The sequence below is a fragment of the Shewanella sp. FDAARGOS_354 genome, assembly GCF_002209245.2.
In the GTDB taxonomy this organism is placed as follows: Bacteria; Pseudomonadota; Gammaproteobacteria; order Enterobacterales; family Shewanellaceae; genus Shewanella; species Shewanella xiamenensis.
Genome location: NZ_CP022089.2, coordinates 1,289,305 through 1,303,909 on the forward strand (window position 1 = coordinate 1,289,305; position 14,605 = coordinate 1,303,909).

A 14,605-nucleotide genomic window follows, 5' to 3' on the forward strand; every position below is an offset into this window, starting at 1 on the left:
CGTCTAATGTACCAATTAACTCCCTCCTATCTCCAGTTATTCATCTACTAGAACTCAACCAAACTAATCCAACAATATCGCCTTTTGCATCAGCATCTGGTTATTCTGGTAAAACGGCACATCGGTATGGCCTAAAACGCTTGCTGGTAAATTAGCCAGCTCGGCAAGGTTATCCATAGGAACAACTACCGATTTAGCTCCATTCTCAGAAAGCATCGTGATTTTGTCAGCAAAATTGATTGCACGCTCGATGGCACCGCCAACAGAGATATTACCAAGGACCGCCAAGCCGGGTTTTAAGTTCTTTTTGTATAACGCAGACACTATTGCGATATACACTGCTGAACCAATACCAGTAGAGACAGATGCGCCTAGCATGTTGGTAACCTGAACAGTGATATCATAATTTTTTAGCGAATGAACTTCACTTAAAATGGTCTTCTCGTTGGCTTTGATGTACTGATAAGTGTTCTTGATGTTCTCTTTAACCGGCACGCTGCTGACACCGGAAATGTTCAACTTGCCAGAACCTGAGGTACTAACAGCTTCAATACGCACGAGCGCGACATTGTCACCATCACTTGTACTGGTGTAACAAACGCCAGGCGGCAGAGGCGTATTTTCGATTAAGTGAGATCCTTTTTCCTCAGGCAAGCCAACAAAGTGCTCTTCCTGCGTTTCTTTGTCTATATAAGAAAAATTCGTGTCCCAAAATTCCATTCCACCGATTCGCTTTAACTGTTCTTTCACGCGACGTCGCATTTCAAGAGCAATCTCGAGGTATTCGCGTACATCTTCCTTGGTGTATTCACCATTCGGGTGTAGCAGTTTAATCAGACCCGATACCGTCTTTTTCACTGGCTTGGTGTCACGTTGTTTCAAGTGTGAACCTAGTGAAAAAAAGTTTTCAAGAGCATCAGTGTATGTAACGCGACGAAACGACTTCAATGCTTCTGAGAAGTAGTCTGTACTGAAACCAAAATTAGATGTGAAGTGCTTAGGAGCAAACTTGATCATTTCCCACCCAGGCAGATAAAAATGAATACGATCAAGGAATGCAGTATCGTTGTTCACTTCATCAGAAAGCGGGCTAAATAGATGAGATGTTTGCAATACCGTCTCAACTGGTTGATTTATATTGCCGTTTAGGATTATGGAAGCAACACCAGTAATTTCACCTCCTGCACCAGCTCGCGAAAACGAGCCAGACTCCATATAGTCCTTCATTAAAGGAACAGCATCCTTTTCTTTGAAGATCTTGTCCGTTGCCTCATCGAAACATATCGCATCCCATTGACCAACAGCACCGACTTTGCCAGTTGAACCGTGAACAAACAGCTTGGCAACGGTGCCTTGTCCACCAGATATAAGCACGGCATAAGGTGTAAGCTCTTTAAAAACGAACGACTTACCTGTTGACCGCGGACCTAACTCTACAAAGTTAAAATTACTCTCGACCATTGGCAACAGACGTGCAAGTAACAGCATTTTTACGCGGGCTGTCATCCCTTCAGCATCAGGCTCATATCCACAGCTACGCAGCAATACATTCAGCCATTCATCTCTCGAAAACTCATTCCTTTTCTGGATAATCTTACTGTTATCAAAGGTCGACAGTTGAATAGGCTTTATATTGGTCACTACAAACGGATAGATATTTTGACCAATTTTGATGTCGGGGTCATATTCGACGTCAATAATGGCCCAGATACCGCCCATCAACATTTTCTCATGCTCTTTCACAAGACCATCACGGATATTACCGTTGTTAATGTTGCTATTTTGAAGCTGAGCCCAATAGATATCTTTTTTCGAATCCAGTTTGACAGAAATTTTATCGATTATTTTAAATCGACCTTTTTCTCTTATTTTAGAATGTATTAGAGAACTTTCTTCAGGGTTGACGTAGTGCTCGCCAAGAATTTTCTTAACGTTTTCCATGCCTACTTTAATTTTTTCTTCATCATCAGTAGAGCAGGAATTAGCAATTAAATATTCCAATACAAACACCGGTACGTTGGCACCAACTTTTACCATGCGCACTAAGTCTTTCTTTACCACATAGCCTCGAAAGTGCTCTAACAGCTTGTGATCTAAATCGTTCAAAACGGCCATCGCCTATTCCTCTATCGCATTCTTTAACATAACTGACCTTAAAATAATCCGCCAAGGTCGCGGTCGTTATTCTTTTTAATAAGAACACGATCAAGCTGCTGTTTTGTAATCGCATCTACCAGTTGCACTTCTAACTCCTCATGGCCATCAAAGGTGTACTCTTTAGTAACGTGAGCATTACTCTGCACGGTAATAACATCGCTCTTGTTCACTTGGGTTTTGTTAGCAAAGAACAACAACATCACTTTACGGTCAAGCGTGAACATATTTCCTTCACCCGATTCAGCCCGCAGTTTTAGCTGGTACAGCTCTCCAGTTACACTGACCAAGTCATGCTTGTTCGCAATGGTTACAGGCAGCTCTCCCATAACATCACTTTCTTGCTCCCAACAAAAATAAGGCGTCACCAACTCCTGAGGTGCTAAACCTCCATGCGCAAAGCCATAAGTGCCAGGGGTTTTGAACGGGTTCATGCTGCGGGCAAAGTAAAGATAGTTGTAATCTTTGTAGGCCTTTGCTACTTCAATAAACTGAGGGATTAAACTTTCTTGCTTGTCACTGGTCCAGATAAAGCGTTCGTCAATGTAGTTTTGCCCTGAAGGCTTAACCACTATCTTATCGGCTTCGCTTAGCAAGCCAGTCAACACGAAACCATGGTCGGTGATTAAATACACTTTGGTATAGCCGATATTGAGCAACTGATTAATCTTTTCAGCAAAAAAATCGATAGATTCTGGGAAGTATTTCAGCGCCTTATGATTGAGCTTATCACCCATGTCATCAATATCTTTATAGGTACAAATTAGCACCTGACCCGATAGAGCCTGATCACTCACTTCATCCAAACGGATATAGTCGATATTAATGCCAGAGTTTTGGGCTGAGAGATATTTTTCGCGCTTGTTTTGAACAGCCTCAACCACACCATTAGCCATGTAGATATGACTCATGTTGTTTTCAGTTTCAGAGGGGCAGTCGGCCAAAATATGCTTGCGTGTAAGCTCACTATGGCTGCATAGCTGTTTCACCTTGATAGCAACCTGTTCGGCAATTTCGTAGGCCACGCCATCGCCTACAATCACGGCTATTTTGCTGTTCTTTCCTGGGCGATCAATTTGGATGTCGCGGTCAATAATGGCTTGTAAAATGCCAGTTTGATCTTCCCGGTACTGACTGAAATACTGGAACCACTTATCTAAAAACAGCGTAACGTACTCTTTGTAAAGCTCTTGGAAAGGCTCAAGGCTGTCACGTTGTTGCAAAAATTCGGTGTACAAATTACGTATGGCAGTATCAAGCGGGCAGAAATGTCTTTTGTAAAACTCAACACATTCAGCAAAGCTGCTTAAATAGGCCATATCCTTCGGATCAAAGTCGAGCAAAGTAATAATGTCGTTCCAAAACACAATGCCCAGCGCTTGTGCCTGTTTGCTTTGATGGCGTTGTTTCAGCCTCGCAACTAGTTGTGCTGACTCTCCTTTAGTCAAAGATTTATTAGCCAGTTTATTGCCTAATTCCTTTAACCAAGCTTCATCCACCTGCCTAAATGGGTGGTCGGGATTGATCTGCCAGATAGCACTGCTGTTAATAAACGCTGAATCCAACTTATGTTTGGCGAGGTATGAGCCAAATGAATTGCGATAACTCACCGAATCAAGCCAACTGTTGTAAACCGATAACAACGTTTTATCACAGTCATTATCCGCCAAGCCCTTTAACATCGCAGATACAACTTCAGACGCCAGGGTAGATGCAGGTTTATCGATATATTCTTGGCCTAGCAGCTCATTAACCTTGCGGTAAAAGGTTTCACGCAGCTGTGAATCGTATTTTTCAGTGACATAGTTTTCGGGGTCATGAACAAAGGGCAGCAGTTCCTTGTCTAAATCAAAGATTTCAGAGGCCCCTTTGTGGCTTAAGTCCATCCAGTAGGTACGGTCTTTACCCACACTCACTTTTGCAGCAGCGATCAACTCGTCTTTCGGCAAGTTAATATTTAAGTTTAAGGTCCGGTGAACTTTATCTTTGATGTAGTTCTGCAAATAACGAATTTCGATGCAACCATTGGTCTCACAGTACTCACGTGCAAAGGTTAGGTCTTCTTTGCTGATTTGCGTATAGATAACGTACTTGTGCTCAGATTTAGGATGCTCTTGCAGGGCTTTTTCAATGCGATATTTCGCTTCCAGCTCGTCGAGTTCGCCATTGGTGAGGTACACCTCACAGTGTCCTTTCAGGCCCTTTATTAGAAACTCCGCCTCGCCGCTTTCATCAATAAACACGGCTACAGGGTGCTGTTCCAAGATGCGCGCTAAATCCTCTTTAAACCAAGTATCAATCATAGTCGGGCATCCTTACCAATCAGCGTTCAAGTATTTTTTTAGCTGGCCTGCATTCAATACGTCATAAGCCAGCATTTTCTTTTTCTGTAAAGGCGCAATATTTTTGCCTACACCATCATCAAGAATCGGGTTGTAACCTTCAGCCAATAGTTCGTCGATTTTCTTTTTAAAGGCGTCGATTTCTTTCAATTGCTTAAAGATACGATCTTTCTCGTTTTGCGCTTCCGCGCTTTCATTGCCAGCAATATCACTCTGGCGGTTTTGCAAAGCGCGTTCACGGTTTTCGATATAAACAGAACGCAATCGCAGCAAGTTATCGCGACTCCATTTGTATATGATGATATAGCAATCGAAGCCTTGCTCTGGGCCACTGGTTAAATGCCAGATAAATGGGGTTTTTGGTAGGTTCGGGAACATATTCAAGTGATTGGATAGTTCCGCAAAAAAACTTCTGTTCAGGTATTCATGTATGGGACGACCAATTACCGTGTCAAAGCTCGAATATTGAGCAGAACTAAAGCCTTTTTCTAAAAATTTTTCTTCGATGCGATCAAGCAGGACTTTCTCTCCAGCATTAGGCACCAGCGGAATGATTCCATCTTCATCTTCAGTTAGAATTTCGCGTATCATGTTTGCAAGAAACTCCATAGCCCTGAAGAATCCCCTGATGATTTACAAATAAATCATCAAATTAGAGTGGAAGCGCATCTTGTTGCATGATCAAATGGTTTCGCTAAAAACTACACTTGGACAACAAGATGCGCGAAGCCAATATCCTACAACATTCTTTACACCAATACTGCCCAGAACTTCACCTAAAACGATTAAACAGCTTGATGCTGGCCTCTAAGGCACTGATTGAATGTAAGACACTGACCTTGACTGAGTTAGGTCGAAATTTACCAACCACGGCCCGAACCAAGCACAACATCAAGCGCATTGATCGTTTGCTCGGCAACACGCATCTGCATCAAGAACGGTTAGCTGTCTACCAATGGCATGCCAGCCTCATCTGTTCTGGTAACCCTATGCCGATTGTGCTCGTCGATTGGTCAGACATCCGAGAGCATAAACGCATCATGGCTCTGCGCGCCTCAATAGCCTTCAATGGCCGCTCTATTACCCTGTATGAGAAGTCCTATCCCCTATCAGAACAATGCTCTAAGGCCTCCCACAACGGTTTTTTAGCGGACTTAGCCAAGATTTTACCTTTGCATGTTACCCCTCTCATCGTGACTGACGCGGGGTTCAAAGTGCCTTGGTACAAAGAGGTTGAGGCGCATGGTTGGTTTTGGCTAAGCCGTATTCGCGGTACAGTTCAATTTGCAGATATTGGCGCTGAAAATTGGCGTGCAGTTCGCAGTACACATGACTTGGCCAACGGTCAAGCGAAGAGCCTGGGTTGTAAGACCTTGACCAAAACTAACCCTATCAATTGCCATCTCACGCTTTATCGTAGCAAACCTAAGGGGCGTACAAATCAGCGTTCAACGAGGACTAATTGCCACCATCCATCGGCAAAAACGTACTCAACATCGGCGAAAGAGCCTTGGGTGTTAGCCAGCAATTTACCACCAGAATCTCGGAGCCCAAAGCAGCTGGTAAACCTGTACGCCAAACGTATGCAAATAGAGGAAACCTTTCGTGACCTCAAAAGCCCGGCATACGGCTTTGGCTTACGCCAAAGTCGTACCAACAGTCCAGAGCGATTCGACATCATCCTACTGATAGCGTTGATGGTTCAATGCCTGTTGTGGCTAGTTGGTTTACACGCACAGCAACAGGGCTGGGATAAGCATTTTCAGGCCAATACCATTGGGCATCGAACGGTACTCTCAACGATTCGCTTGGGATTGGAGGTGCTCAGGCGGCCTGATTATCAAATCACGGAGAAAGAATTGCTGGCGGCCTGGGTATTATTCGCCAATCAGTTGCTCAAATATGGCTATGCTATGGCTGATTTATGAGGGGATCCTTCAGTCCATAGCCAGCTTACGCATCCGCTGAAGAGGAATTTTATTGCTCTGCTTAAACCAATAACAAACATTTATTGGGTTGATCTGATGTCGAATACAAAACGCTTCCAGATCGTTATTGTCCTGGTAAAGGTTTAAGAATTCGCTTTCAACCAACTCTCGCTCTTCGTCAGAAAACTCTCTGGTTTGAAGTGACCATACAAAATCTCGAATCGCATCCATAGGAAACTCTATGGTAGCTTCTTCCGCCAGATAGGCATCTCTCGCTTCGTTCGAAACAGGAAGACCTCCTATACTTTGACCTTCTTTTGCCAGCACCATAAGTTTGTCGTGCTCTGTTAGATTATAAACCTGAAAGATCAACTCATTCATGATAGCTTCGTTGATTAGAACCTGTGCTAACAAGTGATTTTCATAGATTAGATAGGAAAATATTGATTTTTTATAATCTAAGTCTCTTGCGTAAATATCGAATGGACTAGCTTTAAATAAATACTCAACCAGCGAATATTTTTGTAGATGCTTCTTAATATTGATGCTGTCAGTTGACAGCTTCTCTATCTTATTTTTATTTTTTTCCGCATAAGGTATGCGCTTTATATCGCCAACTTGCGTTTCTACTGTCCCATTTAAACAGTTAGCAATGTATGAGCTAAGTTTCGAATTTAATAAAGCAAGAGCATATTCTGTTTTAGTTGAGTCGGAGAAAATAATTGAAGAACCTTTCATATCAAAGAGACAATGCTCTTCTAAAAGCCTGAAAGAAACCCCTTTGGTTGATGTAGCAGAATATGTAATTCCTTTTTTAAAAGATTTACTTGGCAGTAAAAGATTATAGTTTTTGCTCTTCTTTATTTCCTGTCCGTCATTTTTATAATTAACACACAACCAAATATTACCAAACCATTTATTGAAGTCGCCACCTTTTGAGTATGGTACCCATGTTTTCTTGTCTTCCAAATAGGCAACTGAAATATCAGACGGGTCAACTTCCCACCAGAATCTTAACAATCTATCGTTATCACCAGTTTTTACCCCTGAAACAACCATCGCTGTATCATCGAAGCTACTATGCTCAAACTTTCCCCTAAACTCATCAGAAATCCAATAGATAAACGGCCATGATTTGATAATTTTTAGTTTAGATTGCGGGATGGTGTAATTATTTTGGTAAGCTACACCATCGATCAAATTATCATATGCCTCAACAAAAGCGTTATAACGTTTGCCTTCATAAATGTGGTTCAACTTGATAAAGGTTGAGTCTTTCTCTTGTTTATTTTTATCAAGGACATACATCGCGGCATCAACTCGAGCTGACTGATGGAACATTCCCAAATAGCCCCACTCCACGAATAGATCGATGCTCGTTTTCTCAATCATATATTTTCGGACATCTTCGAATGTCTTGATATACATAAATGTTGGCGGATGAACCATGGCGACCTTACCTTCCTTATCTGTAAGTTCGCAGCAACGCTTGATAAATGTGGCGTACAAGTTGGTGTTGAATTTGTATGGTTTTTTATAGTTGTCTTCGATGAATTCTTTTAGGTCTGGCCCAAAGTCCGCACTATCCGTGTATGGAGGATTAGCGGTTGCAACATCGTATTCAGTGGTTAACAGCTCTAAGAATGTAATCGCATCTCGCGTTTTGCCACTTAAGAAAGTATTGCGTTCTGTTCGAGCATACTGCTCTACCGCAGCAAACAAATTTGCAAAGAAATTTTCTGCAAATTCTTGGTGCTCGGCATAGTCTGCTGCTGCAAAAAGATCCCCTTCAACAATTTTCTTTTTTAGCTTTTGTGTCGAATCAAACGTTTCGCCAAGCGCACGTTCTTTTACTTGAGATAGCTGTTCTTTTAACTCTTTATCAATATGAATCAGCGAGCCAAACTTATAGGCTTGCATGAGATCAGCCCATACTTTCTCAATGAACTCCCGCTGTTGAGCCGATACCAAATTTCCCTGTTCGAAGATATGCTTTACTTCTGCATACTCAGGCAGATAGAAATCGGACGATACCACTTTGAAATGCAACTCACCGACTGTACGGCGCTTTTTCTTGGCTTTGATAAATAAACCAAGCTGTGCTAACTGGATAGCGCGATCGTCTAGGTCGATACCGTGCAAGTTGTTTTCAATGATGAGTTTAGGGATGTCTTTTTCATCATAGTCTGCACCATAGTTTTCAATTTGGTCCAGATAAAGCTCGTAATAGAAGTCAAAGGCATACAATAAAAAGTTGCCCGAACCACAAGCTGGATCAATAGTGCGCACTTCATGTAAAGGCTTAAGTGATCGTATTTGCGTTGTTGGTGCATTGGCAATTTTATAGCGCTGTTTAATCTCAGAGTGCGGGTACATCTCGAGGTACATTTTACCCAGTGAGTTTTCCACTAAGAACTGCACCACCCAACGCGGCGTGTACACCTGCGATTGCAGTGATACCTTGTTGTATTCGGTTTTATCACCGCTGTCTTTGTGGGCCTTTTTCTTGGCGTTATTGTAGCTTTCGTACATCCAACCGAGAACATCATCACTTTGCCAGATGGTCTCTTCTGATGATTCGTTAGCTTGCGCGTCAGTATCAACCACATTAAAGGCGTCAATAATATCATTTAAACTAATAGCATCAGGTAAAAGCGCATAAGGGTAGGCTTTGCTATACAACGGCAACGTTTGACCAAGTTCGTCAAACGCTGATTTTAAATAATCGCGAATACCTTCCAGCTCTTCATCACGCATGTGCGGATTCATTTCTAGCCAGGCTTTATGGCCAAATGAACGATCACCATGCTCCTTCTGCTTTGTTAATATGGGCGGAAATAAGCTTGCTGCCTCCATCACCTTTATGGCGGCAAGGCGGTTGAATAACGTAAACGTTAATTCATCCAGTAGCTTTTCTCTGGCACTTTCATAGCCACCGGTTTCACCAATATGATTATCCAGCATCACGGCGAAGCGCTCACGCTTAGCTTTAACTTCCTCTGGTAGTTTTTCTACCTGGATGGCGTCCATTTGCTTGGTCTTACTAAAACCCAGTCTAGCAAATTGCTTATCGAAGGCGGCTTCAATCAGCTCTCTTAAATGGTCTACGTGGTCAGCTAATTTCATGGGCTTACAGTCCTTCGCTATTAATATCTATAGTTAGTTCGATTTCTTCATCGGGCTTGGCCGCAGCAAGCGCCGTTAGCTGCGTAGTCAGCAAGGTTTTATACTCTTGCACTGTCATCACCTTACTAGAAACTTTAAAAGCAACTTTGCGGGGTTGTTTCGGTGCAGGTGATTGAACTGGAGTCGGGGCCGGTGCAGGCTCGCTACCATCGGGATCACGATTAGGTGTAGGCTGCGGTGTGGGTAAAGGCTCGGGCTGTGGCTCTTCTGTGATAAAACTACTTTGCACGATAAGCAGCTCGCTATCTTTTAGCGGTGCTTGAGCTGTGTAATTCAAAATGTCGGAGAGAGAAAAACCACTATTTGAGCAACTAATGCTGAACGCAAGTACTGGTTCACCAACTACTCGTTTTTCTGCGTAGGCTTTTAAGGCATCAAGCTTTTGCTGATTTAGTCGGTTCGGCGCCGCAGGGTAATTCTTAAGTTCACGAAAAGCAGCCTCAATTTTACCGCTCAGGACCTTGTACTCGTGACTCATACCTATAGATGCTGTCTTAACTAACTTGTAATAAGCATCTTTTACAAGTTGTACTTGTTGCTGGAGATTGACAAAGTTTTTCACCATATCCAGTTTGAATAAGCGCTCGAATTCTTCATAGGCTTCATCAATGTTATTGTCACTGCGATCAGCTTTTATCAGCTCGCTTCGAACATCGTCAATAAAGCGCTTAAATTCTTTAACTTTAGGAAAGTTCTTTTTAATGAATTTCTGAGCTTTTAATATGGCTTGAACCGCATCGCTGAACGTATCGCTGTTATTAAGTAGATACTCAACCTTTTCGATATAGTTACTCTCGGTAACTTTACCCGCGAAACCTTGCAAGTCTTGTTTTAAACCTGCCACTTTGGGGAATAGTTCTTCAAAATCTTGAACAGTATCACTCAGGTTGGTAATAGCACTGATAAAATGTTCAGCCATCAAACGAATACTGTCAGCCAAGTCAAAATCGTTTGTATTCCAATCTACCTTTTTGCCGATATGATCCTGTGTTTCGAGTTCCATCAGTAGTTGTACTGCCTGGTTCTTCTGTACAGCGGTTAGCGTTGCAGTAATCGATTTGAACGACGCAGATTTAAACTTGGTGGTATTCGTAAAGGCATCGTGAACCGCTTTTTGCTCATGAGAAAAATAGGTGTCGCCGTTAAACTTAACCGATAGTCGACCGGCACGGAATAGTACTGCAAGAGTCGTTACTAATGTTCCGTAGCTATAGCCCCATGGAGCACCTGACAAGTCCGCTTCTAAGGATTTCCCGTCCATATAGCGCGACTTTATCTTAGCGTTGATCTCTTCAACAATTTTAAGGTGATCGCCAGTAAAATTGCCGTGACCGTCGAAGAATGCAAAATCATTAGCGGTAAATAACTTATTCAGGCTTTCTTTATGTGTACTGAAAATCTTCGAGACCAGGCTATCAGAAAGTTGACTTGATAAACGCTTGGTGTAGATGTTTTTCACCATTTTTCGCTGGTTTTCGGCAATGGTTCCCTTAAATGTATCAACGTTCAACAGGTGCTCGTCGAACATGTAGATCAGGGATGCATTGTGATATGCGTCTTGAATTAGCCCTCTTAATGTTCGTTGCTTCTCTTCTCGTATAATTTCAAATTCACGAATAATTTGACGCTTATCGGCATCTTTTTCATTCGAGTATTTTTCCTCCATGTAGGCGTAGCGCATAACTTCGCCTATCAATTTATCAATCTGGGAGAATTCTGAAGTATCTGGCACCAAGGTAATAAGCTCTTTCTGATACTGAGTATCAAGCTTCAGTTGTTCAATAAAATCCTGACGATCATCACTGATATTGAACAAGCTATAGGCTGTGATCTTTAAGTGTTTGCTTCCTACAGGTGCTAACTCATCGTCTTGGTCCGACAGCACGCTAAATTTAAACACATCACTGCCATCGCTGTATGACGCAACAGCATTGAAGATTTTTAAATCCTTAATGTACTTTATTAGTTCACGCTTTTTGCTGAAAAGTTCAACATCAAAATCTTTCATTTCATCGAGCATTTTGCCCTCAAGATCTGATGTGATTTTGTAATTGTTGTTTGATAGTAGTAATACTTTTGCTTCGAGCAGCAGCTTTAGCGCTTCTTCGATTGCTGGCTTTACTTCATAGTAAGCAGTGATGTCAGTAATGTAGCTTTTAGTAATATTTTCAACCGTTGGTGCAACTACTTCAGAGTCAGATAAGAGATGTATGGTTTTGAGCAGTTTCTCGCCAACAATGCTGCTGCCATTTTCCTTTAATATTTTGCGGCTTGTATCGTATTTGTTGACCAACGCAACTGGTGGCGCGGTTTGAGCTTCATCACATATCGCAAACCCTGGCGTAAAGCTATAAAGCTCTTTGTCACGCATTTGCTTACGTAGCACATCAAATGTTGTGATAATCATGCCTCGTGCTGCAATTTGTGTAGCAACTAAAGCGTTTGAGCTAAACAAGAACTTTTGCAAAATATCGAATTGATATTTGTGGAAAGGATAATACACCGCAAAATCTTCAGCTGTTTCCGTTTTCGTAGGGAACGATGATTTCAGATTGGTGGCGTCGCTGATTAGGCCTTCATTCTTTTGGTAATAAGCAACTAAATCTTGTTTTGCCTGTTCTGTTTTTTGAAGTAATCGACTACGAATGATGACGTCTACTTCTGTAGACTCAAGGTGAATCTTGGTTTTAAAACGATCGGTAACCTTGGTCAAACTACTGCGACTGACGTTAGCATTATTAATCACGTCGTCGAGCTTTTCTTGTGCAATCGCTATGGTCCAAACTTTATTACTTATACTCGATAGCGATTCACTAATCCCTTCTAAATCTAAAAGCGTAAATTTCTTCTGGCTAATAGCCTCACTCGCCTCGTCGAAAACAAAGACTAGTGTTTCTTCTGAATTAAACTTAAGATATTTTTCCAGTTCCATTTTAAATTTACTGGCAGAAAAATCCTCTATCGAAGCACTGTAGACGCTTTTAGTATCTTCATAATCTGACTCGCTGTACCCCATTTCGGCAAAGACCTTTCGCATAACTCTAGCGACATGCCGATTACTTTTCTTTAGCTCATCCCAATCCTTCGACTCTAGTTTTTGGACAATAGATTTAAACTCGTCGTATTTACCATCTAGGAGCAGATCAAACTCCATATAACCGTAAATATCATCACGAAAACCAAGGTTTTTAAGTAGATTAGCAAACAAGGTGAACGCCAATCCACGTTCAGTATTTTGCTTTGCAACATCTAGGAACACTACACGGCTGTTAATTGCGTCAAGATTGCGTAGGGCATTTTCAATAAGACCTGCATCACTTACACCTTTTAAACGCGGTATAAAACGCTCACGTGCAGGGGTGCCATTTATAATCTGGTTATCTATTATATAACCCAGCATCTTTCCGAAATATGACTTACCAGAGCCATAAAAACCTGATAGCCAGACACCTGTTTCTTTAATATTAGAGGTGAATTGGTTTGTAAATTCGTAGAGGTGTCGACCAATACCTTCGGTAACGATGTATGACTCGATTTCGTGTTGAATCTCTGTCTCTGAACGGTCTTCAAGGTCAATAACGTTTTTAATGTCTTCTTTGAGATCTAACGTTAGTATTTCATTTATGATTGTCATTTAAATTAATCCCTATTTCACTAACGTACAGCGATACTTTGATGCTGGTCTAAAATTCAAGAATAAAATATTGTCTTCTGATATTTTCGATGGATAGAAAATGACAAGAGGATGCTTTAGCTGCATAACATCTTTGTGCTCCATTATGTTTACATTCTCTATACCTGTGCCATACAAGCAACCACTTCGAATAAGAAATGGAATCTTATCTTTTTCACACGCCTGTTTAATGGCTGAAATAATCATGTCAAAAAGGTCTTGTTCTGGATCGTCAGATTTAAAAACAACATGTGGAGTGTTAATAAAATCTCTGTAGTACTCGGAAAAAGCATCCCAGCCATCGGAATCTATAAATCTGACAAGTAATTGGCTGATATCTATGAATTCCGCTTTTTCTTCATAAATATCTCTCGCTTTGTCAATGTATAAATTTTCCTCACCTGGACAATAAGAAAACAATATACTGTTACCACCATTGGCTTGCCGACGAAGCTGATCTTGGTTTTCAATATTAAAGTCTAGGTCAGCAAACTTTTGTTTGTGATCAGCTATAAAGGGCATCGCATATATCCTTATAGGTATGAGTTAATTCGACATTGAGCGCTACACCATTGAAACTCATATCAAAAAAGCCTTTCATTGAAAGCCTTTTGAATCGGTCTTGAATATCTTCTTTGGCTATAAAACTTGCAGGAAGCAATTCATGCTCAAAAATATTTTTTATCTCAGGTGAGAATAGATTGGAAAAATATACGAAAAGCACCAATGCCTCAGGTGTTGGGCGAATATGATTGAAAGACTTCAGCCGCCCTGCCGTCACAAAGTCAAACTTAGTCATTAAACTGAGGTACTTTGTTGCAACCCTATACAAAGTATCTTCTGACCATTGCGGAAAATCAGGGTCCGCTGAGGACATTTTATCTTTTAGAAAGGCAATGATGTCGTCCTGTGAAATCTGTGCTCTTCCTGTGAAATACACTTTACTGAAAACTTGTGTTGTGATATCTCTGAACAACCTATTATTTAGGCATAGATGCCATAAGAAACCAAACTTCTTATCTATTAGAGGTGCATCTGAAAGATAAATTTTTTTAATTAAAAGCTCATGGTCTTGATTAATGAACTTCAGAATTGCCTTATTAATCGCCCAACTTACTTTATTGCGCGTTTTTGAAGTTCTAATGTCAAACTCATTTTCATCATTTATCTTCGAGCCAGTCAAATTAGGCTCACAAAAATAGGCGCTAATTATATTAAAAATAAGCGTATAGTCTTTCAGGCCCGCAATATCTTTAATTGCAGTATTATAATCTTGAACACTCATTTTCTCTATTAAATCTTTCATTTGTATATCTTATTTA

The 14,605-nt window shown here is 41.2% G+C and carries 8 protein-coding genes; 1 reads left to right on the plus strand and 7 read right to left on the minus strand.

Annotated features, from left to right (window positions below):
* Positions 1–63: 63 nt before the first annotated feature.
* The 3 genes from brxL to CEQ32_RS05895 are packed head-to-tail and all read right to left on the minus strand — an operon-like array spanning position 64 to position 5,105.
* Positions 64–2,115, minus strand: a complete 2,052-nt coding sequence (gene brxL / locus CEQ32_RS05885) for a protease Lon-related BREX system protein BrxL (protein ID WP_122040744.1) — start codon at positions 2,113–2,115, stop codon at positions 64–66.
* A gap of 38 nt (positions 2,116–2,153) precedes the next feature.
* Positions 2,154–4,457, minus strand: a complete 2,304-nt coding sequence (locus tag CEQ32_RS05890) for a PglZ domain-containing protein (protein WP_088585685.1) — start codon at positions 4,455–4,457, stop codon at positions 2,154–2,156.
* Positions 4,458–4,469: 12 nt separating this feature from the next.
* A complete protein-coding gene (locus tag CEQ32_RS05895; RefSeq protein WP_226871881.1) occupies positions 4,470–5,105 on the minus strand; it encodes a hypothetical protein in 636 nt (211 codons plus the stop codon).
* Positions 5,106–5,215: 110 nt separating this feature from the next.
* Between CEQ32_RS05895 and CEQ32_RS05900 the strand changes: the two genes are divergently transcribed.
* Positions 5,216–6,424: an IS4-like element IS10A family transposase gene (locus CEQ32_RS05900; RefSeq protein ID WP_001206290.1), complete on the plus strand. Its 1,209-nt coding sequence runs from the start codon at positions 5,216–5,218 to the stop codon at positions 6,422–6,424.
* A 9-nt stretch (positions 6,425–6,433) separates the two neighbouring features.
* On the opposite strand, the gene pglX is transcribed toward CEQ32_RS05900, so the two are convergent.
* The 4 genes from pglX to CEQ32_RS05920 are packed head-to-tail and all read right to left on the minus strand — an operon-like array spanning position 6,434 to position 14,589.
* Positions 6,434–9,550, minus strand: coding sequence for a BREX-1 system adenine-specific DNA-methyltransferase PglX (gene pglX, locus CEQ32_RS05905; RefSeq protein ID WP_226871882.1), 3,117 nt, complete (start codon positions 9,548–9,550; stop codon positions 6,434–6,436).
* A 4-nt stretch (positions 9,551–9,554) separates the two neighbouring features.
* Positions 9,555–13,244, minus strand: coding sequence for a BREX system P-loop protein BrxC (gene brxC, locus CEQ32_RS05910; protein ID WP_088585687.1), 3,690 nt, complete (start codon positions 13,242–13,244; stop codon positions 9,555–9,557).
* A 12-nt stretch (positions 13,245–13,256) separates the two neighbouring features.
* Complete coding sequence (locus tag CEQ32_RS05915) at positions 13,257–13,805, minus strand: hypothetical protein (protein WP_001115853.1); 549 nt, start codon at positions 13,803–13,805, stop codon at positions 13,257–13,259.
* Positions 13,789–14,589 carry a BrxA family protein gene (locus tag CEQ32_RS05920; protein WP_088585688.1) on the minus strand — a complete coding sequence of 267 codons (801 nt, stop codon included), beginning with the start codon at positions 14,587–14,589 and terminating at the stop codon, positions 13,789–13,791. Before CEQ32_RS05920 ends, CEQ32_RS05915 begins: the two co-directional genes overlap by 17 nt.
* Positions 14,590–14,605 lie beyond the last annotated feature (16 nt).